Annotated in this window: 26 protein-coding genes; 13 read left to right on the plus strand and 13 right to left on the minus strand. The window is 69.4% G+C overall.

Features of this window, described 5'->3' with window-relative positions:
• Positions 1-9 precede the first annotated feature (9 nt).
• From M9979_RS08360 to M9979_RS08370, 3 genes are read right to left on the minus strand one after another with little or no spacing between them, the layout of a single operon-like run.
• Positions 10-393: an acyl-CoA thioesterase gene (locus tag M9979_RS08360; protein ID WP_254288895.1), complete on the minus strand. Its 384-nt coding sequence runs from the start codon at positions 391-393 to the stop codon at positions 10-12.
• A complete protein-coding gene (locus M9979_RS08365; RefSeq protein WP_254288896.1) occupies positions 390-605 on the minus strand; it encodes a hypothetical protein in 216 nt (71 codons plus the stop codon). Before M9979_RS08365 ends, M9979_RS08360 begins: the two co-directional genes overlap by 4 nt.
• A gap of 8 nt (positions 606-613) precedes the next feature.
• On the minus strand, positions 614-1954 hold the full coding sequence (locus M9979_RS08370; protein WP_277998469.1) for a pyruvate dehydrogenase complex dihydrolipoamide acetyltransferase: 1341 nt from the start codon (positions 1952-1954) through the stop codon (positions 614-616).
• Positions 1955-2064: 110 nt separating this feature from the next.
• Between M9979_RS08370 and M9979_RS08375 the strand changes: the two genes are divergently transcribed.
• From M9979_RS08375 to M9979_RS08385, 3 genes are all read left to right on the plus strand, one after another.
• A complete protein-coding gene (locus tag M9979_RS08375; RefSeq protein ID WP_254288897.1) occupies positions 2065-2520 on the plus strand; it encodes a universal stress protein in 456 nt (151 codons plus the stop codon).
• Between the two features lie 59 nt (positions 2521-2579).
• Positions 2580-2744, plus strand: a complete 165-nt coding sequence (locus tag M9979_RS08380) for a hypothetical protein (protein WP_254288898.1) — start codon at positions 2580-2582, stop codon at positions 2742-2744.
• A 79-nt stretch (positions 2745-2823) separates the two neighbouring features.
• Complete coding sequence (locus tag M9979_RS08385; RefSeq protein ID WP_254288899.1) at positions 2824-4113, plus strand: M20/M25/M40 family metallo-hydrolase; 1290 nt, start codon at positions 2824-2826, stop codon at positions 4111-4113.
• Between the two features lie 189 nt (positions 4114-4302).
• On the opposite strand, the gene M9979_RS08390 is transcribed toward M9979_RS08385, so the two are convergent.
• From M9979_RS08390 to M9979_RS08405, 4 genes are all read right to left on the minus strand, one after another.
• Complete coding sequence (locus M9979_RS08390) at positions 4303-5187, minus strand: D-alanyl-D-alanine carboxypeptidase family protein (RefSeq protein WP_254288900.1); 885 nt, start codon at positions 5185-5187, stop codon at positions 4303-4305.
• Between the two features lie 12 nt (positions 5188-5199).
• Positions 5200-5547 carry a hypothetical protein gene (locus M9979_RS08395; RefSeq protein ID WP_254288901.1) on the minus strand — a complete coding sequence of 116 codons (348 nt, stop codon included), beginning with the start codon at positions 5545-5547 and terminating at the stop codon, positions 5200-5202.
• 11 nt (positions 5548-5558) lie between these two features.
• Positions 5559-7004: a L,D-transpeptidase family protein gene (locus M9979_RS08400; protein WP_254288902.1), complete on the minus strand. Its 1446-nt coding sequence runs from the start codon at positions 7002-7004 to the stop codon at positions 5559-5561.
• A 425-nt stretch (positions 7005-7429) separates the two neighbouring features.
• A complete protein-coding gene (locus M9979_RS08405; protein WP_254288903.1) occupies positions 7430-8923 on the minus strand; it encodes a replicative DNA helicase in 1494 nt (497 codons plus the stop codon).
• 80 nt (positions 8924-9003) lie between these two features.
• On the opposite strand from M9979_RS08405, the gene M9979_RS08410 reads away from it, so the two are divergent.
• Genes M9979_RS08410 through M9979_RS08420 form a run of 3 tightly spaced genes read left to right on the plus strand, consistent with a single transcriptional unit; the run spans position 9004 to position 10618 of the window.
• Positions 9004-9486, plus strand: a complete 483-nt coding sequence (locus tag M9979_RS08410) for a UPF0262 family protein (protein ID WP_254288904.1) — start codon at positions 9004-9006, stop codon at positions 9484-9486.
• Positions 9486-10163 (plus strand): GH25 family lysozyme, encoded by a 678-nt coding sequence (locus M9979_RS08415; protein WP_254288905.1) that lies wholly within the window; start codon positions 9486-9488, stop codon positions 10161-10163. The genes M9979_RS08410 and M9979_RS08415 overlap by 1 nt, the downstream gene beginning before the upstream one ends.
• The gene (locus M9979_RS08420; protein ID WP_254288906.1) at positions 10160-10618 is read left to right on the plus strand and encodes a cytidine deaminase; all 459 of its coding nucleotides are present in this window, start codon (positions 10160-10162) and stop codon (positions 10616-10618) included. The genes M9979_RS08415 and M9979_RS08420 overlap by 4 nt, the downstream gene beginning before the upstream one ends.
• A gap of 185 nt (positions 10619-10803) precedes the next feature.
• Here M9979_RS08420 and M9979_RS08425 read toward each other — a convergent pair whose 3' ends face one another.
• The 4 genes from M9979_RS08425 to M9979_RS08440 form a co-directional block, all read right to left on the minus strand.
• The gene (locus M9979_RS08425) at positions 10804-12114 is read right to left on the minus strand and encodes an RcnB family protein (RefSeq protein WP_254288907.1); all 1311 of its coding nucleotides are present in this window, start codon (positions 12112-12114) and stop codon (positions 10804-10806) included.
• A gap of 143 nt (positions 12115-12257) precedes the next feature.
• Complete coding sequence (locus M9979_RS08430; RefSeq protein ID WP_254288908.1) at positions 12258-12740, minus strand: GAF domain-containing protein; 483 nt, start codon at positions 12738-12740, stop codon at positions 12258-12260.
• Between the two features lie 194 nt (positions 12741-12934).
• Positions 12935-13360 carry an alternative ribosome rescue aminoacyl-tRNA hydrolase ArfB gene (gene arfB / locus M9979_RS08435; protein WP_254288909.1) on the minus strand — a complete coding sequence of 142 codons (426 nt, stop codon included), beginning with the start codon at positions 13358-13360 and terminating at the stop codon, positions 12935-12937.
• A gap of 16 nt (positions 13361-13376) precedes the next feature.
• Positions 13377-14033 (minus strand): RluA family pseudouridine synthase, encoded by a 657-nt coding sequence (locus M9979_RS08440; protein ID WP_254288910.1) that lies wholly within the window; start codon positions 14031-14033, stop codon positions 13377-13379.
• Between the two features lie 48 nt (positions 14034-14081).
• On the opposite strand from M9979_RS08440, the gene M9979_RS08445 reads away from it, so the two are divergent.
• Positions 14082-14843 (plus strand): M15 family metallopeptidase, encoded by a 762-nt coding sequence (locus M9979_RS08445; protein WP_254288911.1) that lies wholly within the window; start codon positions 14082-14084, stop codon positions 14841-14843.
• Positions 14844-14908: 65 nt separating this feature from the next.
• On the opposite strand, the gene trmB is transcribed toward M9979_RS08445, so the two are convergent.
• A complete protein-coding gene (gene trmB / locus M9979_RS08450) occupies positions 14909-15601 on the minus strand; it encodes a tRNA (guanine(46)-N(7))-methyltransferase TrmB (RefSeq protein ID WP_254288912.1) in 693 nt (230 codons plus the stop codon).
• Between the two features lie 97 nt (positions 15602-15698).
• Here trmB and M9979_RS08455 point away from each other — a divergent pair, with 97 nt between their 5' ends.
• From M9979_RS08455 to M9979_RS08465, 3 genes are all read left to right on the plus strand, one after another.
• Positions 15699-16529: a formate/nitrite transporter family protein gene (locus tag M9979_RS08455; protein WP_254288913.1), complete on the plus strand. Its 831-nt coding sequence runs from the start codon at positions 15699-15701 to the stop codon at positions 16527-16529.
• A complete protein-coding gene (locus tag M9979_RS08460) occupies positions 16526-17110 on the plus strand; it encodes a phosphatase PAP2 family protein (RefSeq protein WP_254288914.1) in 585 nt (194 codons plus the stop codon). The genes M9979_RS08455 and M9979_RS08460 overlap by 4 nt, the downstream gene beginning before the upstream one ends.
• A 62-nt stretch (positions 17111-17172) precedes the next feature.
• Positions 17173-17517 (plus strand): PilZ domain-containing protein, encoded by a 345-nt coding sequence (locus M9979_RS08465; RefSeq protein WP_254288915.1) that lies wholly within the window; start codon positions 17173-17175, stop codon positions 17515-17517.
• A gap of 21 nt (positions 17518-17538) precedes the next feature.
• Here the strand turns inward: M9979_RS08465 and M9979_RS08470 are convergent, their stop codons facing one another.
• Positions 17539-19797, minus strand: coding sequence for an NADP-dependent malic enzyme (locus tag M9979_RS08470; protein WP_254288916.1), 2259 nt, complete (start codon positions 19795-19797; stop codon positions 17539-17541).
• A gap of 88 nt (positions 19798-19885) precedes the next feature.
• On the opposite strand from M9979_RS08470, the gene M9979_RS08475 reads away from it, so the two are divergent.
• From M9979_RS08475 to mutS, 3 genes are read left to right on the plus strand one after another with little or no spacing between them, the layout of a single operon-like run.
• Positions 19886-20074, plus strand: coding sequence for a hypothetical protein (locus tag M9979_RS08475; protein WP_254288917.1), 189 nt, complete (start codon positions 19886-19888; stop codon positions 20072-20074).
• Positions 20067-20345: a type II toxin-antitoxin system RelE/ParE family toxin gene (locus M9979_RS08480; RefSeq protein WP_254288918.1), complete on the plus strand. Its 279-nt coding sequence runs from the start codon at positions 20067-20069 to the stop codon at positions 20343-20345. Before M9979_RS08475 ends, M9979_RS08480 begins: the two co-directional genes overlap by 8 nt.
• A 26-nt stretch (positions 20346-20371) precedes the next feature.
• A complete protein-coding gene (mutS, locus tag M9979_RS08485) occupies positions 20372-22951 on the plus strand; it encodes a DNA mismatch repair protein MutS (protein ID WP_254288951.1) in 2580 nt (859 codons plus the stop codon).
• Positions 22952-23146 lie beyond the last annotated feature (195 nt).

The following is a 23146-nucleotide window of genomic DNA, read 5'->3' on the forward strand; positions in this document are numbered from 1 at the left end:
ACAGGAATGTCAGGGCAGCGGCGCGACGCGGCGGGGCGCGCGATCCGCGTCGGTGGCGACGAAGACGAAGCGCGCCTGCGTCACCTTGCACGCCGAATCGAGGTGACGCGCCCGACGCCATGCCTCGACCTCGATCGTCATCGACGTATTGCCGACCGCGACCAGCCGCGCATAGACCGACACCTCGTCGCCGACGAGCACGGGAGCATGGAACTTCATCGCGTCGCAGGCGATCGTCACCGCCCGGCCGCCGGCATGGCGCGAGGCGACCGAGCCGGCGGCGAGATCCATCTGCCCCATCAGCCAGCCGCCGAAGATGTCGCCATAGGGATTGGCGTCGGCGGGCATCGCCGTGACGCGGATCGTCGGCGATTCGTCGGGCAACGCGGTCATGCGCGCTGCCGATCATGCGCGCGGGCGCGGCGCAGCGGGCCGACGCCCATCAGCACCGTCGCCACCATCGCGCCCGCACCGCACCACCAGATCACGTCGCGCCCGAGCGGATAGGCCCAGGCGGCCGCCCACGTCATCGCCGCCGCGACGACGAGGCCGGCGACGATGTGCAGCGTCTCGACCGCCGTCCGTGGGATTGGCGTCCGCGCCACGTCGCGCCTCAGGCGAGCATGCCGAGCGGATTCTCGACCAGCGCCTTGAACGCCTTCATCAGCTGCGCGCCGTCGGCACCGTCGATCGCGCGGTGGTCGAAGCTGCCGGTCGCGGTCATCACCGTCGCGACGCCCAGCTCGCCGCCCACGATATAGGGCCGCTTCTCGCCCGCACCGATCGCCATGATCATGCCCTGCGGCGGGTTGATGACCGCCTCGAACTGCTTGATCCCGAACATGCCCATGTTGCTGATCGACGCCGTGCCGCCCTGAAATTCCTCGGGCTTCAGCTTGTTGTCCTTGGCACGCGCCGCGAGGTCCTTCACCTCGGTCGAGATCGCCGACAGGCTCTTGCCGTCCGCACCGACGACGATCGGCGTGATGAGCCCCGACGGCGTCGACACCGCGACCGAGATGTCGGCGCGCGTGAAGCTGATGAGCTGGTCGGGGGTGAACATCACGTTGCACTTGGGCACCGCGATCAGCGCGGCGGCGAGCGCCTTCACCAGCATGTCGTTGACCGACAGCTTGACGCCGCGGCTCTCCAGCGACGCGTTGAGTTCGCCGCGCAGCTTGAGCAGCGCATCGAGCTGGATATCCACCGTCAGGTAGATGTGCGGCACCGTCTGCTTCGATTCGGTCAGGCGGCGCGCGATCGTCTTGCGCATGTTGCTGAGCTTGGTCGCCTCGTGCGGAATATCCGGCACGGCGGCGGGCTTCGCCGCGGGCGCCGGGGCAGCAGCCGCGAGAGCAGAATCGCTCTTGGCGACTGCCGGGGCAGCGGCGCCCGGCTTGGCGCCCTCGACGTCGGCCTTGACGATGCGGCCGTTGGGACCCGATCCGGTCACGCCCGACAGGTCGACGCCCTTGTCGGCGGCGATGCGGCGCGCGAGCGGGCTCGCCTTGACGCGATCGCCCGCTTTGGGCGCCTCGCCCTTGGCGGCCGGCTTGCCGTGATCCTCGGCCTGCTCGGCCGTACGCTCGGCGGGCTTGCCCTCGCTGCCGGTCTTGTTGGGATCGGCGGCATCGGGCTTGGCCTCCGATTCCTTCGCGGCGGGTTCGGGCGTGTCGCTCTTGCTCGGCGCCGACACGGCAGAGGCATCCTCGCCTTCCTCGGCCAGGATCGCGATCACCGCGCCGACCTTCACGCCGTCGGTGCCCTCGGGAATCACGATCTTGGCGATGACGCCCTCGTCGACCGCCTCGAATTCCATCGTCGCCTTGTCGGTCTCGATCTCGGCCATGATGTCGCCGGACTTGACGCTATCGCCTTCCTTGACGAGCCATTTGGCGAGCGTACCCTCTTCCATCGTCGGCGACAGCGCGGGCATCTTGATCTCGATCGACATGCAGGTCCTCTTGCCTGGGGAGCAGCCTGCTCCTTCGCCCCCCGAGCGCGGGGGGTCAAGCCTTGCGCGACGTTCGACCGCGCGGCACGTAGCGCAAAAGGGGCGAAGACATGCGTATCTATCTGGTGGTGGTGGACGACAGTCCCGAAGCGGAGATCGCGCTGCGCTTCGCCGCGCGGCGCGCGGTCAAGACCGGCGGCGGCGTCGAGATCCTGACGCTGATCCCGCCGCAGGAGTTCATCGCGTTCGGCGGCGTCCAGGCGACGATCGAGGAAGAGGCGTTCCTGCACGCCGAAGGTCTGGTCGCGGCGGCGGCGGGCACGCTGATCGCCGAATCGGGGCTGAAACCGGCGATCACGGTGCGACAGGGCGACGGGCCCAAGATCATCCGCGAGATCATCGCCGCCAATCCAGACATCGCCGCGCTGGTGCTGGGCGCGGCTCCCGGCGGCGCGCCGGGCACGCTGGTGTCGCATTTCGCCGGCACCGATGCGGGCGCCTTGCCCGTGCCGATGATGATCATCCCGGGTTCGCTGACGCGCGAGGCGATCGACCGGCTGAGTTGATCCATACCGGATTTTTGATTGCAATCGTTACCGATATACCGCATTTTTCGGGCATGCCCATGAACCGGTGCGTTTCGTCGCAATATTTCACGACGCTCACTCTCCTCAACCAGGCGCTCGATGCACTCGACGAACTGGGCGAGGGCATCGCGGCGGCGCATCTGAGCAGCGTGATCGATCTGGTCGCGGCGCGCATCGGTGAACCCAGCCGCTCGCAACATTGACCCCGCGCCGGTCGCGCCGGCGTATCTTTCGCGATGACAAGCACTTGAGCCGCACGACGCATCGCGCCACACGGTTACGATGCTGACCACCCTCCTCCTCGCCGGCGCCGCTGCGGCCACCGCCCCTGCCGTGCCCACCCCCGATCCCGCCCAGCTGCGGGCGAGCGTCACCGCGCTCGTCGGCTTTGGCACGCGCCATACCCTGTCGTCGACGACCGATCCGAAACGCGGCATCGGCGCCGCGCGCGACTGGGCGGCCGGCCAGTTCGCGGCGATCGGCCGCAGCTGCGGCGGCTGTATCAAGGTCGAGCGGATCAGCCGCCGCTTCACCGGCCCGCGCGCGCCGGACGGCGTCATGGTCGAGGACGTGCTCGGCATCCAGCCCGGCCGCGATCCCAACCGCGTCATCATCATCGGCGGCCATATCGACAGCCGCGTCAGCGACGTGATGGACGCGACCAGCGACGCGCCGGGCGCCAACGACGATGCCTCGGGAGTCGCGCTGGTGCTCGAAACCGCGCGATTGCTGTCGAAGCGGCGGTTCGACGCGACGATCGTCTATGTCGCCTTCTCTGCCGAGGAACAGGGGCTGTGGGGCGCCGAACTGCTCGCCGATACCGCCGCGACGCGCGGGTGGCAGGTGACGGCGATGCTCAACAACGACATCGTCGGCAATTCGGTGGGCCAGGGCGGCGTGCGCGACGCCGGCCGCGTGCGGGTCTTCTCCGAAGGCATCCGCGCATCGGAGGACCTGCCCCAGCAACAGCGCCGCCGCGGCGAAGGCGGCGAGGACGACGGCCCCAGCCGCGCACTCGCCAAGACGATCGATGGTATCGCCGATGCGATCCCCGGCGGCCTCGACGTCGCGATCGACCGCCGTCCCGACCGCTTCGGCCGCGGCGGCGATCACGAACCGTTCCTGAAGCGCGGCTATCCGGCGGTACGCTTCTCGGTGGGCGCAGAGAATTGGGACCGCCAGCATCAGAACCTGCGCACCGAGAAGGGCGTCGTCTACGGCGACACGATCGAGGGCATGGACTTCGCCTATCTGGCCAAGGTGACCGCGATCAACGCCGCAACGATCGCGCGGCTGGCCGCAGCCCCGGCGGCCCCGGCGAGCGTCGGCCTGGTCGGCGACCTGTCGCGCGACACGCAGGTCAGCTGGACGCCGGCGCCGGGCGCCACCGGCTATCGCATCCGCTGGCGGGCGAACGATACCGCCGCGTGGGCGAAGGCGCGCGACGTGCAGGGGACCAGCGCGACGCTGGCGCAGGTGCCGGTCGACGACACCTTCTTCGCGGTATCGTCGCTGGGCCCGGACGGCAGCGAGAGCCTGCCGACCTTCGGCGGCCGCGCACCGCGGCGGTGAGGTGGTGGTGGTTGGGACGGACGCCGCCATCGCCCCCCAAACAAGCAGCCGTCACCCCAGCGAAAGCTGGGGTCTCCCAGTGGGTCGGTTGCCCTTCCCTCGCGGAAGACCCCAGCTTTCGCTGGGGTGACGCCTGTTGGAGGGGTGTAAGGGGGGAGCCGTAAAACCAGCACACCCGCACTACCCCCCCTAATCCGCCGGCGGCCCCTCGCGCCCGCCGCCCAGCCATTCCTCCAGCGTATCCGGAATCGCCGTCTCGCGCCCGCCCGTCGCAAAGCCCTCGGTCAGCATTTTCGCCACCCGCCGATCGCGCAGCTGGATCGAGCGTTCGCCGATCACCACCGCGATCAGCCGCCGATGCCCGCGCTTTGCCGACGCGGCGAGCGCGAAGCCGGCTTCCGCGGTATAGCCGGTCTTGATCCCGTCGGCGCCGGGATAGGCGCCGAGCAGATGGTTGTGGTTCTGCACCCGCCGTCCGCCCCAGCTGAACGACCGCGTCCCGAACGCCGCATAGCGCCCGGGATGTTCACGCAGCAGCGCCAGCGACAGCCGCGCCATGTCCTGCGCGGTGGTTAGGTTCGCGCCCGGCAGGCCGGTGGCATTGGTGAAGGACGTGTCGTCGAGGCCCAGCGCGCGCGCCTTTTCGGTCATCATCCGCGCGAAGCGGTTCTCGGTGCCACCCACCGCCTCGGCCAGCGCCACCGCGACGTCGTTGGCGGAGACGACCGCGACGGCGCGGATCGCCTGATCGACCGTCATCGTCGTACCGGGACGCAAGCCGATCCGCGACGGCTTCTGGCTGGCGGCGTAATGCGAGATGCGGATCGGATCACCGGGGCGCAGCTTTCCCGCATCGAGCGCGTCGAAGGTCAGGAACAGCGTCATCATCTTCGTGAGCGACGCCGGCCGCCGGACGATGCCGGCATTTTCGGCATACAGGATGCTACCGTCGCGCGCGTCCATCAGGATCGCCGACACCGGGCGCGCCACCGCCTGCGCGGGCGCGCCGGTCATCTCGCACAGCAGGGCCAGGGCACCGCCCCACAAAGCGGCGCGGCGCGTCACCGTCGTCATCGCCAACGCGCCTTATTGCGGGGCCGGGTCGTTCGCCGGCTGATCGGACGGCGGCACCTCGTCGCGGGTGACGCGCGCGGTCATGCCCGTGGCGTCGGCATCGTCGAGCACCTGCACGTCGGGCTTGACCGGCGCTTCGGGCGGGACGTCGATCGCGGCGGTGTTGGCATCCGGCAGCGGCGACGGCTCGGCGACGGGCGCCTCGACGGGTTCGACCTCGGTCGCCGCATTGGCCATCGGTTCGACCGATTCGAGTGTGTTCGTGTCCTCGACCGGCTGTTCGGGCTCGGACCGCGAACAGGCGGCGAGCAGGACCGGGGCGAGCAGCAGCGCCGCGATCGTCTTGGTACGCTTGGTCATCGTGTCCCTCGTCATCGTGCCGCCAGTGCCTGTCGCGCCGAACGCGCCTCGATCTTCGCCGCCAGCGTGGCGTCCCAGCCATAAGGATCGTCGCGGAAGTTCATCTGGCCGTTGCCGCTGGCGAACGCGGTCCAGTAGAGCAGATAGACGGACACCGGCTTGGGTAACCGCGCGCGCACCGTATCGCCCTTGTCGACCGCCGCGGCGATCCCCTCCGGCGTCCAGGTCGGATCGCCCTTCAGCAACAGCTCTGCCAGATCGGCGGGCTTCTCCAGCCGCACGCAACCGTGGCTGGCGAGCCGGCTGAAGCTCGCGAACTTCGCGCGCGACGGCGTGTCGTGGAGATAGACCGAAAAGGCGTTGTCGAAGTCGAATTTGTAGCGGCCGAGCGCGCTCTGGTCGCCCGCCTGCTGCTGCAGCCGGGTGCCGCCGATCACCTTGAACCCGTTGCGGCGCAGGTAGCCCGGGTTCTTCTTCTCCTTCGGCCACAGTTCGTTGGTCGCGATCGAGGTCGGCACGTTCCACGGCGGGTTGATGACCACCGAATGGATCGTCGAGGACAGCATCGGCGTCTCGTCGCCCGGCCGGCCGGTGACCGCGCGCATCGACATCACCGGCTGGTCGCCGTCGAACACGGTCAGCACCGCGGCGGCGATGTTCACCTGGATACGATCCTTGGGCAGCTGCTGCGGCAGCCAGCGCCAGCGTTCCATATTGGCCATGATCTGGCGCACCCGCGCGGTCGCCGGCACGTTGAGCGCGGCCAGCGTCTGCGCAGCGAGGTTGCCCGTCGGATTGAGGCCATAGCGCCGCTGCGCCCGCCGCACCGCCTCGAGCAGCGTCAGGTCGAAGCGGTCACCGGTCGTCGCGACGTCGCGATCCTCGACCGCCAGCCGCTGGCGCAGCGCGATCACCCGCTCGCCGGTCGCGCCCAGCGTCAGATCGGGGCCGGTGGCGAGCACCGGCCAGCCGCCCGCCGCGGCGATCGCGCGATAGCGTTCCAGCCCCGCCTTCAGCCCGTCGTAGCCGGCATAGGGCGGCGGCAGCGCGGCGAACCAGGCGGCGATCCGGTCGCGCCGCACCGCGTCGGCGAAGCCCGGGAGCGGATCGAACGTCGGCGGCCGCAGCCCCCAGTCGCGCTGGAAATCCGCCTCCGCCAGCCGTCCGGCATGGACGGCGCGGGCATGGTCGAGCGCATCGCGGACCAGCTGGTCGCGCGCCGCGGCGGTCATCGGCGGCGGCGTCGCGAGCGTCAGCCCCTGCGCCAGCGTGTCCTTCGACAGCAGCGCGGCAAGCTGCGCCGCCTGCGCGTCGGTCAGCTGCGGCAGGGCGAGCGTCGGCAACGCCGGCGGCGCGAGCTGCGGCACCGCCACCACCGGCGGCGCCAGCTGCGCCGCAGCCGGCATCGCCGGCAGGAGCAGGGCCGCTATGGCAACCGTCGCGATCGTTCGTGTCATGCTGTTCCCCTGGGCGGATCGACGCCCATTCACGCTATGCGGCGCTGTCGCACCGGCCACCTCGCTCTAGGCTGAACGAAGGACTGCTGCCACCGCCAAGCCACAGAAATTTTTGCTGGATCGGGTTACCCAAAGCCCCCGTCACCCCGGACTTGTTCCGGGGTCCACTCTGCGGCGAGTGACAGCCCGGGCGCTTCGAGCCGCCGCGCTTGCCGCGCGGTGACCCCGGAGCAGGTCGAGGTCTCTGCGAAACCTCCAGTGCTCCCGCGCAGGCGGGAGCCCAGGAGTCCCGAGCCCCATAAACCGTTGTTTTGCTTGGCTCTGGGCTCCCGCCTGCGCGGGAGCACTGGAGGGGATGCGGACGTTCGCAGAGGCCTCGAACACGTCCGGGGCGACGGCGGGAGTAGGGCGAGGTTGAACGCGCCTCAATACCCCGCGTAATCGCTGAACTTGGTGATCGTCGGATCGAACTTCAGCACGACCTTGCCGGTCGAACCGTGGCGCTGTTTCGCGACGATCAGCTCGGCGAGGCCGTAGACGCGCTCCATGTCGCTCGCCCAGCGGGCGTGATCCTCGAAGACCTTGGCCTCGTCGCCTTCCATCGGGCGCTTGGGTTCGCGCTGGCCGGTGTAATAATCCTCGCGGAACACGAACCAGACCATGTCGGCGTCCTGCTCGATCGACCCCGATTCGCGCAGGTCGGAGAGCATCGGGCGCTTGTCCTCGCGGCTTTCGACCGCACGGCTGAGCTGAGACAGCGCCAGCACCGGCACGTTCATGTCTTTGGCCAGCGTCTTCAATCCGCGCGAAATCTCCGAGATTTCCTGGACGCGGTTTTCCTTCGACCCCTTGCCGCCGCTGGTCAGCAGCTGGAGGTAATCGACCACGACCAGCCCGATCTGGTTGTTGTGCCGCCGCTGCAGCCGGCGAACGCGGGTATGCAGCGCGCTGATCGACAGGCCGCCGGTGTCGTCGATGAACAGCGGCAGATTCTCGAGCTCCGCCGCGGCGGCGGCGAGCTGGCCGAACTCGGCCTTGCTGATCTTGCCCATGCGCAGCGATTCGGAACTGATTCCCGATTGTTCGGCGAGGATACGCGTCGCGAGCTGGTCGGCGCTCATTTCGAGGCTGAAGAAGACGACCTTGGCGCCGACCGAATCGGCGGGCGCGATGCCGTCCGCCTGATCGCGCATCCAGCGCCGCGCCGCGTTGAACGCGATATTGGTGGCGAGCGAGGTCTTGCCCATGCCGGGACGGCCGGCGAGGATCATCAGATCGGAATGGTGCATGCCGCCGATCTTGGCGTTGACGCTGTCGAGCCCGGTGGTGACCCCCGACAGATTGCCGCCCGAATTGAGCGCGCGTTCGGCCATCTTGACCGCCATCGTCGTCGCCTGCGCGAAGGTCTTGGTCGCATTCTCCGCGCCGCCGTCGCCGGCGACCTTATAGAGCTCCTCCTCTGCCGCCTCGATCTGTGCGCGCGGATTGACCTCTTCCGATGTGTCCATCGCGCGTTCGACCAGCGTCCGCCCGACGCTGACCAGCGCGCGCAGCATGGCGAGGTCGTAGATCTGCGTCGCGAACTGGCGCGCGCCGATCAGGCCGGCGCCCGATCCGGTCAGGCTGGCGAGGTACGACGGCCCGCCCAGCTCCTTCATCCCCTCGTCCGCCTCGAACATCGGGCGCAGCGTCACCGGCGTCGCCAGCATGTCGTTGACGCGCAGCGTCTTGATCGCGGCGAAGATGCGGCCGTGAACGGGTTCGTAGAAATGCGCCGGCTCCAGCCGGTCGACGAGGTCGTCGGCGAGGCGGTTGTCGATCATCATCGCGCCGAGCATCGCCGCCTCCGCCTCGACGTTGCGGGGCAATTGCATCGGTTCGGCAGGAGCCGCCGGAGTCGGGAATGCGAGAGTGGCCATGGCCGCCGCTATAGCGCCGGCGCGCGCCTGCCGACAAACTCGGAATTGTAGTGGAAGGGTTAGCCCTATATCGGACGACGATGGCCGACCCGCGGATCATCGACGTGCACCTCGACGAGCACAGCATCGGCTGGCGCTCGGCCGACGTCGAGCAGGAGCGGCGGATCGCGATCTTCGACCTGCTGGAAGGCAATCATTTCGCGCCCCAGCGCGTCCATGCCGACGGCTATGCCGGGCCGTACCGGATCAAGCTCGAATCGGCCGAGGGGCGATTGGGCATCCACATCCATCGCGAGGACGACAGCCACCTCGAGACGCTGGTGCTGGCGCTCGGCCGCTTTCGCCGGTCGATCAAGGACTATTTTGCGATCTGCGACAGCTATTACCAGGCGATCCGCGCTGCGACCCCGCAACAGATCGAGACGGTCGACATGGCACGCCGCGCCGTCCACAACGATGCCGCCGAACTGCTGCGCGAACGGCTGGAGGGGAAGATCGAGGTCGATTTCGATACCGCACGCCGCCTGTTCACGCTGATCTGCGTGCTGCACCTGCGCGGCTGATGGCGTACGGCGTCCTCAAGGCGGCGGGCGTGCTGGTCGCGGCCGGAGCGCTCGGCATCGGCGGGTGGAGCTTCGCCACCGGCTGGCATCCCGCGCCCAGCCAATATCCGTTACAGGGCCTCGACCTCGGCGAGAATCCGGGCGCGATCGAATGGGGCACGGTGCGCGCGCGCGGCGCCGACTTCGCCTATCTCGTCGCCACATCAGGCGCCGATCGCCGCGATCCGGGGTTCGAGGCGAACTGGGCGGCGCTGCCCGAGGCGGGGCTGCGGCGCGGGGCGGTGCATCTTTTCTCGCTGTGCCAGCTCGCCGCGGACCAGGCCAATGCCTTCAACGCCTTCGTACCGCGCACCGCCGACGCGCTGCCCGTGGCGGTCGACATCGGCTTTCGCGCCGATTGCACCGCGCGGCCCGATCGCGCGGTGCTGGTCGGCGAGGTGCAGACCTTCGTCCGCATGGTCGAGGCGCATACCCGCAAGCCCGTGCTGCTGCGGCTGACCAAGGCGGTCGAGCGCGAATATCAGCTGTCCGGCGCGATCGACCGCCCGGTGTGGGCGATCGGCAATCTGTTCGTTCCGGCCTATGCCGCGCGGCCGTGGCGGCTGTGGCGGGCGAGCGATATCCGCCGCATCGACGGCATCACCGGCCCCGTAAACTGGAACGTCGTCGCCCCATGACCGATACCGCCGTCTCCCCTGCCGACCTGATCGCCGCCGCGCGCGCGGCCGCCCGCCATGCCCACGCGCCCTATTCGCGCTTCGCGGTGGGCGCGGCGCTGCTGATGACCGACGGCACATTGGTGACCGGCGCCAATGTCGAGAATGCGAGCTATGGCCTGTCGCTGTGCGCCGAGACGGTGGCGATCGCGACGGCGAGCGCAGCAGGGCGGCTGCGCGAGGTGGTCGCGGTCGGCGTGATCGGGGGCGCGATGGATGCCGATGGCCGTGCGACCGGCACCGCGCCGGTCTCCCCCTGCGGGCGGTGCCGACAGGTGCTCAACGAAGCGGCACAGCTGGGCGGGCGGGACCTTGCCGTCCATTGTGGCGCGGCGGAGGGGGATGCGATCGCCAGCTATCGATTGTCCGAGCTGCTACCGCAGGCGTTCGGACCGGCGGATCTGGGGATCGGCTGAAGCCGATCGCCCTCACCCTCACCACCCGGCTGCGCCGGGCGGGCCCCTTCCCTCTCCCGATGGGAGAGGGAAAAGACACCGGAGGCGAAAGGGTGAGGGTGAAGGCCGGTTCGGCCAGATACCACGACGCCGCCCCGCACGCTCGCACAGGACGGCATCTGCCCCCGGGGTAACCGATCAGCCGATCAGCGGCACGCGCACTTGGGTGCCGGGCGCCACACGCGCTTGGTCTTGGTGTGGACCACGGGCCGGCGGGTGTAGGTCACCGCATCCTCGTAGATTTCGGTCGTGGTCGTCGTCACCACCGGCGCGGTCTGCACGACGACGGTCGTGGTCGAGGCACCCGGATAGTAATAGCCGCCGCGATAGTAACCGCCGGCGCCGTTGGTGGTAGTCACCGTCGTCGTGCCGTCGGCCGAACGCCACGCCGGATTGCCCGGCGCATAGCCGACGGGCGGCGGCGGAGGCGGCGCATAGGCCGGCGCGACGGGGACGTCATAGCCACGATCGCCACGATAGACCGGCGGAGGCGGCGGGGGACCGCGGCGATCCTCGGCCTTGTCGATCGCATAGCCCGCGGCCGCGCCGACGCCGGCGCCGATCAGCGTGCCGCCCAGCCGGTTGCCCCGCCCGGCGATCAGATTGCCGGCGACGCCGCCGACCACCGCACCCGTGACCGCGCCGCCGACGCCATTGTCGCGGCGGGCGTAGCGCGCATCATAGCCGCGATCGTCATAGCCACGGTCGTCGTACCCGCGATCGTCGTAGCCGCCATCGGCATAGACACGGTCGTCGCCCGCATAGCCGGCATCGTCATAGCGATCCCAGTCGATTCCGGCACGCGTATCGTAGACCGAACCGCGCCCGTCGACGAGCACCGCGTCGTCGTAATAGCGCACCCAATTGTAGCCGTAGCTCGGCTGGGTCAGGCCATAGGTCTGCCAGTCGTTGATGTAGAAGCGCGGCGCGATCCAATAGCTCGGCAGCGCATAGCCGCGATACGGACGGTGATAGGCGTTCCAGCCGCCCGGCGCGTTGGCGCCGCCCCACCAGCGACCGCCGACCTTGCTGCCCCAGCGCGAACCGCCGCCGGGATGGACGATCGGCGGGCGCGCGCCATTGCCCTGCCAATGCTGCGGCACCGGGCGGACCGGCTGGCCGGGGACGCCGTGCTGCCACGAACCCTGCTGGACGCTGCCGTGCTGGACGCTGCCGCCCTGCCAACCGCCACTCTGGCTGCTGTGCTGCCAGGTGCCGCTCTGGCTCTGGCTCTGGCTGCTCTGGCGCTGCCCCTGCCACTGGCCCTGCCTCTGCCCCTGCCAGCTGCCGCCCTGCCAATTGCCACCCTGACGGTGGATCACCGGTGCCGGCGCCATGCCGCCGCGCGGTGCGGGGAAGCTTGCGCCGGGGCCGTGCGCGACGACGCGTTGCTGCGCATCGGCGGTTCCGGCCCCGGCGAGCGCCAGTCCGGCGGCCGCGATCAACATATTCCGCATCGTCTTCTCCCTGTCGTCGGCACGCCGCCCCGTATGCCGACAGTTAACGCCATATTGACGAACGGCGTATCACCAGGACAAGCGAGTCGCCAGAGCGCGGGTTCCGACCGGCCTGTCCCGTTTCGGATCAGGCCGATTGCGAATCACGCCAGACGCGGGGCGAGCAGCGCGCACAGTGCCTCGCACCCGGCGGCGTCCTCCGCATCGAACCGGCCGGGCTGCGGGCTGTCGAGGTCGAGCACGCCGATCAGCCGGCCGTCGTGGACGATCGGCACGACCAGTTCCGACGCGCTCGCCGCGTCGCAGGCGATGTGGCCGGGAAAGGCGTGGACGTCCGCCACCAGCTGCGTCGTGCGCGTCGCCGCGGCGGTACCGCACACCCCCTTGCCGAGCGCGATGCGAATGCACGCCGCCTTGCCCTGGAACGGCCCCAGCACCAGCGCGTCGCCGATCAGGCGATAGAAACCGGCCCAGTTGAGGTCGGGCAGATACTGCCAGACGAGCGCCGCGGCATTGGCCATGTTGGCGATGGCATCGGGCTCGTCCGCGGTCAGCGCGTCGAGCGCGGCGTGGAGGTCGTGGTACAGGTCGGCCTTGGTGCCGGCGGCGATGTCGAACTGGTACATGGGGTGCGATGTAGGGGCGGCGCGGCGGCGCGTCACCTATGGAAGGTGCTGCCGTTGCCACGCATTCCTCGTCACCCCGGACTTGTTCGGGGGTCCACCGAGCCGCAAGCGACGCACTTGCCGCTCCAGCCGTTTGCCTCGCCGCGGAGTGGACCCCGGAACAAGTCCGGGGTCACGAAGCGATTTTGCCCCCCTCAATCCAGCCGCACCTTGCCCCGCCCGGCTTTCACCGTGCTGCGCCCCTTCTTCTCGTCCACCCGCCGCGCCTTGGCCGACTTGCTCGGCTTGGTCGGGCGGCGCTGCTTGGGGACGATCGTCGCTTCCTGGATCAGCGCGACCAGCCGTTCGCGCACGTCGCGGCGGTTCATCTCCTGCGATCGGCCCGCCTCGCTGCGCAGCGTCAGCACGCCCTCCTTGCTGAGCCGCGAACCCGCCAGCACGGTCAGCCGCTGCTTGACCAGATCGGGCAGGCTGGGCGAGCCCCAGACATCGAAGCGCAGCAGCACCGCGCTGTCGGTGGTGTTGACGTGTTGGCCGCCGGGGCCGGAGGCGCGGGTGAAGCTCTCCTCGACCTCGCGCTCGTCGATCGCGATGCCTCGGGTCACCTGGATCAGCGGCATGCGCCCGCCGCCATGATTATGCGGGCGCGAGCGACGGCCAGTCGCCGAACCGTTCTGGCAAGGGCGCCTCCGCGACGATCGGGTCCTTCGCCCCGCGCGGCACGGTGAGGCCCGCGGCGTGGAGCAGCATGCCCCCCGCCTCGCCGCCGCCGTAGACGGGGTCGCCTACCACCGGCAGGCCCAAGCCGGTCGCGGCATGGACGCGGATCTGGTGCGTGCGCCCGGTCGTCGGGCGGAATTCGACCAGCGCCTGCCCGTCGCGCGTCGCGAGCAATCGCCATGCGGTGCTCGACGCCTTGCCGTTCGGGTCCTCGACGATCCGCCAGCCTTCCTCGCGCGTGCTGACCTTGCCGAGCGCCATGTCGATCCGGCCCTCCGCCTCCGCCGGGATACCGGCGAGCACCGCGAGATAGCGCTTCTCCACCTCGCCGCGCTCGAACGCCTGCTGGAAACGCGCATGCGCCTTCGGGTTGCGCGACAGCAACAGGCAGCCGCTGGTGTCGCGGTCGAGCCGGTGCACCGCCGCCGGCCAGCGCTGGAAGCCGAACTTCAGCGAATCGAGGTGGTTCTCCAGGCTGAGGGAGCCGTCGCGCGGCGTGTCGACCGGCAAGCCGGCGGGCTTGTCGATGACCAGAGCCTCGCCGTCGATGAACAATACGCGGTCGCCATGCATGCGAAACGCCTTGCCACTCCCCGTGCTCTCGCGCCAGAGGCTGCGGCGATGCGCCGGATCGCCCCCGCCCTGCTGCTGTTCGCGACGCCTGCGGGCGCGCAGGTGTGCGCCGGCGCCTCGGCGAGCATGGCGAGCGATGGGCGCGCGTTCGGCCATTTGCCCTATGGCGACGCGCCGCCGGATGACCTCGTTGCGGCGCCGGCGGGCTTCGCGCTCAACGGCTGCCAACTGCGCCGCGACGTGATCCCCGACCTCGAACGTCTGCTCGCCGCGGCGCAGGGCGATTCCCTGGTGATGGGGCAGCTGCGCGCGCTGTCGTGCCACCGCTCGATCATCCGCCAGGCGAGCGTCTTCTGCCGCGCGCATCCCGGCGCGCCGACCGACGCCGACGCAACCCGCGCGATCTCGGTCGCGCCGCCGGGGCACAGCGAACATTCGACCGGCTATACGCTGGATTTCGCGATCCGCCCGGCGAACGGCTGTCCCGATGCGGAGGCGTGCATGGCCGCGACCCCGGCGGCGCGCTGGCTGGTGAAGAACGCGCCGCGCTTCGGGTTCGAGATGTCGTTTCCCGGCGGCAACAAGCAGAACGTCAAGTGGGAGCCGTGGCACTGGCGCTGGGTCGGCACCAGCGCGACCGCGCCGGGCGCGGCGCGTGCGCGCTTCGTGTTCGCACGGGCGCGCGACCAGTTCCCCGCCGATCCCGCGGTTGATCGGGTGGTGACGATCGCGAACGTCGTGCCGGTGGCGTTCGTCAGCGTGCCGGCGTGGGTGGAACCGAAGGTGTCGAAGAAGAAGCGGCGGCGTTAGACACTCGCCGATCCAACGCATCCTTCCTTTCCGGCGAAGGCCGGGGCGGGGATGGTGTGGGGGGATTACTGCCGGATATACCGGAAGTACCACACCTCATGCCCCTGCCGCCGCGCCTTGCGCTCGTAGCGCGTCTCGGGCCAGTCGTCGGGGCGGGTCAGGAAGTCTGCCGGCTCCCGTGCGGTCCAGACGAAGTCGCGGCGCTGGTTCATCACCATCATCGCATGCGCGCAATAGGTGGGGTCGTCGGTGCCGAGGCGGAACTCAGCGCCGGGTTTGAGCTTGGCGGCGATCGCGTCGAGCGGGCCGTGGTTGACCATGCGGCGCTTGGCGTGACGCGCCTTGGGCCACGGATCGGGGTGGAGCAGGTAGACACGGTTGAGGCTGGCGTCGGGCAGCCGCTCGATCACGTCGAGCGCGTCGCCCATGTGCAACCGCACGTTGGCGAGGCCGCCGTCGCGGATATGCCCCAGTGCACCGACGACGCCGTTGAGGAAGGGTTCGCAGCCGATGAAGCCGGTATCCGGCCGCATCGCCGCCTGTCCCGCCAGATGCTCGCCCGCGCCGAAGCCGATCTCCAGCTCCAGCGGGCGCCCCTGCCCCTCGGCGTCACCGAACAGCACCCGCGCGTCGAGCGGCCCCGCTTCGGGGACGCTCAGCGCCGGCAGCGTCTCCTCGACCAGCGCGGCCTGGCCGATGCGCAATTTGTGGCCCTGGCGGCGGCCGTACAGCCGGCGGATGGTGGCGGGATCGTTCATGGTGGCGCGCCCTAGAACACAACGCCCGACAGGGAAACGGCACAATCGCAAGGCGGCGGCGGAGCAAAGCGCGGCGCTGATCCGTTGCACTGCCGTAATGGCCGATACGACCCCCGACACCGACAGCGACGACGATCTGGAAGCGGCCGACGCCAAGGACCTGCATCGCGTCGTCCGCGAAGAGGGCGAGGCGGAATTGCGCCGCCCGGCGATGTCGCTCGGCTGGTCGGGCTTCGCCGCGGGGCTGGCGATCAGCATCTCGCTGGTGACCGAGGCGGCGCTGCATGCCGCACTACCCGATGCGCCGTGGCGCGATCTGGTGGTGGGCCTGGGCTATCCGGTCGGCTTCCTCGTCGTCATCCTCGGGCGGATGCAGCTGTTCACCGAAAGCACGATCACCGCGATGCTGCCGCTCGTCACGCGGCCATCGCGCTGGGCGCTGGCGCGGACGCTGCGGCTGTGGGGCATCGTGTTGACCGCGAACCTGTGCGGCACCGCGCTTGCCGGACTCGCCATCGCCAGCGGCGCGCTGGGCGATACGGAAATCCGCGAGGCGGCGCTGACGATCTCCGCCGGGATCACCGAATTGTCGCCGGGGCGCACCTTCGTCAACGCAATCCCCGCGGGGTTCATGATCGCGATCCTCGCCTGGGCGCTGCCCAATGCGCGCGAACAGAGCGTCGCGGTGATCGTCGCCTTCACCTATGTCCTCACCATCGCCGGGTTCAGCCATTCGATCGTCGGATCGGATCAGGCGTTCCTGCTGCTGTTCGCCGGGCAGACCGGGATATGGCAGACGTTCGGCCAGCTGGTCGCGCCTGCGGTGCTCGGCAATCTTCTGGGCGGGGCGGGCATCTTCGCGCTGCTCGCCCATGCGCAGGTCCGCGGCGAGATGCCGTCCACGAGCACCGGGAAAGACGACCGATGAGCAAGACCGCCAAGGCCGCGAAACAGACCGCGAAGGCGGATCGCGACGTCACCCACCGCGCGGCGGAGCACCGCGACGCGCTGCCGGTGCGGATCGCCGGTTTCCTGGGCGAGGCGGCGGACCAGCCGCAGCTGATCGCCGCATCGATCGGCACGATCGCGATCGGACTGATCGGCCGCCGCCCCGACCTGGTCCGCGGCGGCGCACGGATGCTGGCCGCACATCTGGTGGCGACCGCGACCAAGGCGACGATCAAGCACACGATCGACCGCGCGCGCCCGGCCAAGGCGCTGGCCGACGGCAAGACGCAATTCCACCGCGGCGACAGCGACGACCACGCGCTCAATTCCTTTCCCTCCGGCCATACCGCCGGCGCGGTGGCGGTGGCGCGCGCCGCCTCGCGCGAGATCGACGGCGCCGCCGGCCCTGCGGCGCTCGGCGTCGGCGCGGTCGCGGCGATCCAGCCGGTAGCGGGCAACCATTATCTGTCCGACGTCATCGTCGGCGGTGCGATCGGCTGGGCGGCGGAGGCGCTGGTCGATGCCGTCTTCGACCGGATCGCCCCCAAGCGTCCTGCCTGACCTGAGGCATCGCCGTCGCGGGTCTTCACGTTGCGGTCATACTTTCGTGCGATGATCCGGCCATGGAAGACGCCGCCGATTTTCAGCGTGAAGCGCGTCGCAGCGTCATCGTGCGCGCGCTCGTCACCGCACCCGGGGGACAGCCGGTCGAACGCCGGGTGCGCAACCTGTCGCGATCGGGCGGCTGTATCGAACAGTTCGGCGAGCTGGCGATCGGCATGACCGTGACGTTGCACATGGGGACGTTCACCGCGCTCGGCGCGCAGGTGCAATGGGTCACCGATCGCCTTGCCGGGCTGCAGTTCGACGAGACGATCGACCTCGACGAGGCGCGCAAGCCGCGCGGCACGGGCGTGGTCGCCAAATCGGGGTGGATGGCCGATATCAACGACGCCTATCGCCGCTGAGCCACCGCCCACCCCTGTCTCTCAGCGCGCAATGCCCCCTGCGGCCAGCACCGCCAGTGTCACCAGCTCGCTCGCGGTCGAGGTCATCGGCGCGATCTGCACCGGTTTCTCCATGCCGACCAGCATCGGCCCGATCACGCTGTCGCCACCCAGTTCACGCAGCAGCTTGGCGGCGATATGCGCCGATTGCAGGCCGGGCATGATGAGGATGTTGGCAGGACCCGACAGCCGCGCGAACGGATAGTTCGCCAGCTGCCTGGGATTAAGCGCGACGTCGGGCGGCATCTCGCCTTCATATTCGAAGCCGACGTTGCGCCCATCGAGTACCGACACGGCATCGCGAATATTGTCGACCCACGCGCCCTTCGGGTTGCCGAAGGTCGAATAGCTCAGCATCGCAACACGCGGTTCGTGACCCATGCGGCGCGCGACCTGCGCGGTCTGTTCGGCGAAATCGGCGAGTTGTTCGCCGGTCGGGCGTTCGTTGACCGTGGTGTCGGCGATGAACACGGTATGGCTCTGGCCGACCAGCACGTGGATGCCGAACGGGGTGCGGCCCGGCTCGGGATCGATCACACGCTTCACCTGCCGCATCGATTCGGCCCAGGTCCGGGTGATCCCGGTTATCATCACGTCCGCCTCGCCGAGCTGGAGGAGTGCGGAGCCGAAGACGTTGCGATCCTGGTTGATCATCCGTTCGACATCGCGGCGCAGGTAACCGCGACGCTGGAGCCGCGCGTAGACGAAATCGACCATCTTCGGGACCAGCGGCGAATGGCGGCTGTTATGGACTTCATATTCCTGCGGATTGGCGACGCCCAGCGCCTTCAGCCGGTCATACACGTCGTCGCGTCCGACCAGCACCGGCGTACCATAGCCGCCCTCCTTGAACGAAATGGCGGCGCGCAGCACGACTTCTTCCTCGCCTTCGGCGAACAGCACGCGCTTCGGTCGCGCTCGCGCGCCCTCATAGGCGAGGCTGAGCACCGACGTCGTCGGATTGAGCCGCGCGCGCAACGTCTGGCGATAGGCGTCCATGTCGAGGATCGGCCTGATCGCCACCCCCGAATCCATCGCCGCCTTGGCCACCGCGGTCGGCACCAGTTCCATCAGCCGCGGATCGAAGGGCGACGGAATGATATATTCGGGGCCGAAGCTGTGCTGCACGCCATAGGCGACCGCGACCTCTTCGGGCACGCGCTGGCGCGCCAGTTCGGCGATCGCATTGGCGGCGGCGATCTTCATCGCGTCGTTGATCCCCGTCGCGCGCACGTCGAGCGCACCGCGGAAAATGAACGGGAAGCAGATCACGTTGTTGACCTGATTGGGATAATCGGACCGTCCGGTGGCGACGATCGCATCGGGCCGCGCGGCCTTGGCCAGTTCCGGGCGGATTTCCGGCTCGGGATTGGCCATCGCGAAGATGATCGGCGACGGCGCCATGTCCTTGACCATCTCCGGCTTGAGCGCACCCGCCGCCGACAGTCCCAGGAACATGTCCGCGCCGTGCAGCGCCTCGGTCAGGGTGCGGCGGTCGGTGACCGCGGCATGCGCCGACTGCCACTGGTTGACGTCCTCTCGCCCCTGATAGATCACGCCGGTACGGTCGCACATGATGACGTTGTCGTGGCGCACGCCCATCGCCTTCATCAGCTCGGTGCACGCGATCGCCGCCGCGCCCGCGCCGTTGACGACGATCTTCACCTCATCCAGCCGGCGGCCGGTCAGCAGGCAGGCGTTGATGAGCCCCGCGGCGCAGATGATCGCGGTGCCGTGTTGGTCGTCATGGAAGACGGGGATGTTCATCCGCTCGCGCAGCGTCTGCTCGATGATGAAGCATTCGGGCGCCTTGATATCTTCGAGGTTGATGCCGCCGAAGGTCGGCTCCATCAGCTCGACCGCGTCGATGAAGCGGTCGACATCCTCGGTCTTCAACTCGATATCGATCGAATCGACGTCGGCGAAGCGCTTGAAGAGCACCGCCTTGCCCTCCATCACCGGCTTCGACGCCAGCGCGCCGAGATTGCCCATGCCGAGGATCGCGGTGCCGTTGGAGATGACGGCGACGAGATTGCCCTTGGCCGTATAGTCGTACGCGGTGGCGGGATCGTCGGCGATCGCCTGCACCGGCACCGCGACACCGGGCGAATAGGCGAGCGCGAGGTCGCGCTGCGTCGCCATCGGTTTCGACGCGATGATCTCGATCTTGCCCGGACGCCCCTCCGAATGGAACAGCAGTGCCTCGCGCTCGGAGAACTGGATGGACGCTTCGTCGGACATGGGACCTCGGCTGCCGGAAGGACACTACGGCTCTTGACCGGTTCGGGCCGGGCTTTCAACCCAAAGGCGGAATGGTTATGGTCGCGGCATGAAGCATGAAGCCGACATCGCCTCGCGAACGCGTCGCCTTCCCGACGCGAAAGATTTTGCGCGCGCGAAGGCAATGCATGCCGCCGGCGAGGGCGTCGAGCATATCGTCGTCGGACAATGGCTGCTGACGTGGGGAAAGCCGGGCCGCAAGGACTTCGAGGATTGGCTTCAAGACCAGAATGGCTGACGTCATCTGGGATCGCGCTGCTCTGGCGGACCTGAACCAAACCATCGCATATATCGAGCAATTCGATGCCGAGGCCGCCGACCGGATCGGTACGCGCCTCTTCGACCTTGGCGAGAGCCTGGCACAATTTCCGCATCGAGGACGAAGAGTGGGACGCACGCATCGCGAGATGACGAACGTGCCGCCCTATATATTACGCTACACCGTGAAGGGTGATCTGGTCACGATCCTCGGCATTCGGCATGGCGCCCGCCAACCCGATACAGACTGAATTTCATGACATCCACCCCCACCCCGATGATGGCGCAATACCTCAGCCTGAAGGCGGAGGCGGAAGATTGCCTGCTGTTCTACCGCATGGGCGATTTCTTCGAAATGTTCTTCGAGGATGCACGGATCGCGGCGCAAGTACTCGACATCGCGCTGACCTCGCGTGGGGAGCATGACGGCGACAAGATCCCGATGTGCGGCGTGCCGGTCCATGCCGCGACCGCGTATCTGCAGCGGCTCATCAAGGCGGGGCATCGCGTCGCGATCGCCGAACAGACCGAGACGCCGGCGCAGGCCAAGGCGCGCGGCGGGTACAAGGCACTGGTCGCTCGCGGGATCGTCCGTGTCGTTACCGCGGGAACGCTGACCGAAGAAGCGCTGCTCGACGCGCGATCCGACAATTGGTGCGTCGCGGTCGGCGAGGCGGCGGGGGCGGTGGCGATCGCCGCCGCCGATGTCTCGACCGGGCGGTTCGAGGTGATCGACTGTTCCGTCGATGCGCTCGGAGCCGAGCTGGCGCGGCTCGGCGCGGCGGAGGTGGTGGCGTCGGAGGCGGGGGAGCAGGCGGGTGCGGCGACGACGCTGCGCCCCAGACAGACGTTCGAGAGCGGCAACGGCGAGACGCGGTTGAAGGCGCTGTTCGGCGTCGGGACGCTCGACGGGTTCGGCCAGTTCAGCCGCGCCGGGCTCGCCGCCGCCGGTGGGCTGGTCGCCTATCTGGAGCATACCGCCAAGGGCGCCCTGCCCTTCCTTCGCCCCCCGCGGCTCAGCCAGGCCGCCGAGACGATGGCGATCGATGCCGCGACGCGCGATAGCCTGGAGCTGACCTGCACCACCGGCGGGCAGCGCAAGGGCAGCCTGCTCGACTGTATCGACCGCACGGTGACGGGCGCGGGCGCGCGGCTGCTGGCGAGCGACCTCGGCGCGCCGCTGATGGACAAGACGGAAATCGACGCGCGGCTCGATCTCGTCCAGCATTTCCATGACGCCGCCGGCCAGCGCGAACAGGTCCGGGCGGCGTTGCGGGCGCTGCCCGATATCGGCCGGGCGCTGGGGCGGCTGGCGGCGGGGCGTGGCAGCCCGCGCGATCTCGGCCAGCTGCGCGACGGGCTCGACGGCGCATGGCATCTCGGTGAGCGGCTGGCGCAGATCGATGCGCCGCTGGCGCTGCTCGACCGGATCGCACCGCGGCTGCGCGGGCATGGCGCGCTGATCGACCTGCTCAAGCGCGCGCTCGTCCCCTCGCCGCCGATCGAGGCGAGCGACGGCGGCTATATCGCCGCGGGCTATGACGTCGCGCTCGACGAGCTGCGCGATACCGGCGCCGGCGGACGGCGCGCGATCGCCGCGCTTGAGGCGGAGATGAAGGCGGCGACCGGGATTGCCGCGCTCAAGATCCGCCACAACAACGTGCTCGGCTATCACGTCGAGGTGCCCGCGCGCTCCGCCGATCCGCTGATGAAGCCCGACAGCGGCTTCACCCATCGGCAGACGCTGGCGGGTGTGGTCCGCTTCAACACGCCGGCGCTGCACGACGTCGCCACGCGGGTGTCTCAGTCCGGGGCGCATGCGCTCGCCGCCGAGGCTGCGCATTTGGAAGAGCTGACCGCCGCAGCACTGGCGCACCGCGAGGCGATCGCTGCCACCGCCGACGCGCTCGCCAGGATCGACGTCGCCGCGGCACTGGCGGAGCGCGCCGCGGAGGGGCAATGGGCGCGGCCGGCGCTGGCCGACCATCCCTGTTTCGACGTTGTCGGCGGGCGGCATCCGGTGGTCGAGGCGGCGGTGGCGCGATCTGGCGACCGGTTCGTCGCCAACGACTGCACGCTGACACCCGACTCGCGGCTGTGGCTGGTGACGGGGCCGAACATGGGCGGCAAGTCGACCTTCCTTCGCCAGAACGCGCTGATCGCGGTGCTGGCGCAGGCGGGGAGCTATGTGCCCGCGACCAGGGCGACGCTCGGGCTGGTCGACCGATTGTTCAGCCGGGTCGGCGCGTCGGACAATCTGGCGCGCGGGCGATCGACGTTCATGGTCGAGATGGTCGAGACCGCCGCGATCCTGGCGCAGGCGACGCCGAACAGCTTCGTCATCCTCGACGAGGTCGGTCGCGGCACCTCGACCTATGACGGGCTCGCCATCGCCTGGGCGGTGGTCGAGGCGATCCATGAGGATAATCGTTGCCGCTGCCTGTTCGCGACGCATTACCACGAACTGACCCGGCTGGCGGAGCGCTGCGAGGCGCTGACGCTGCACCACGTCCGCGCGCGCGAGTGGAAGGGGGAGCTGGTGTTGCTCCACGAGCTTGGCCGGGGGCCGGCGGACCGCAGTTATGGGCTCGCCGTGGCGCGGCTGGCGGGGATGCCGCCGGCGACGGTCGCGCGGGCGAAGGCGGTGCTGGCGAAGCTGGAGGCGGGACGGGCGAAGACCGGCGGGCTGGCGGCGGGGCTGGACGACCTGCCGCTGTTCGCCGCCGCGCAGGTGGCGGAAGAGGAGACGTGCGATGCGATCAGGGCCGAGGTGGAAGGGCTGGACGTCGATGCGCTGACGCCGCGGGAGGCGCTGGAGACGCTGTACCGGTTGAAGGCGTTGGCGCGGGAGGGGTGACGGCTCCCCTGTTGTCGGGTGGAGCCGTCTCACCTGCCCCTCGACAGACTCAGGGCGAACGGGGGGTGGCGGGGTTGGCGAAACCCCAACATCCTTCGTCACCCCGGACTTGTTCCGGGGTCCACCCCGCGGCGAGGCATGAAACAAGAGGCTCAAGCCGTTACGCCTGCGGACGAGTGGACCCCGGAACAAGTC

The organism is Sphingomonas liriopis (genome assembly GCF_024211255.1).
Taxonomy (GTDB): domain Bacteria; phylum Pseudomonadota; class Alphaproteobacteria; order Sphingomonadales; family Sphingomonadaceae; genus Sphingomonas; species Sphingomonas liriopis.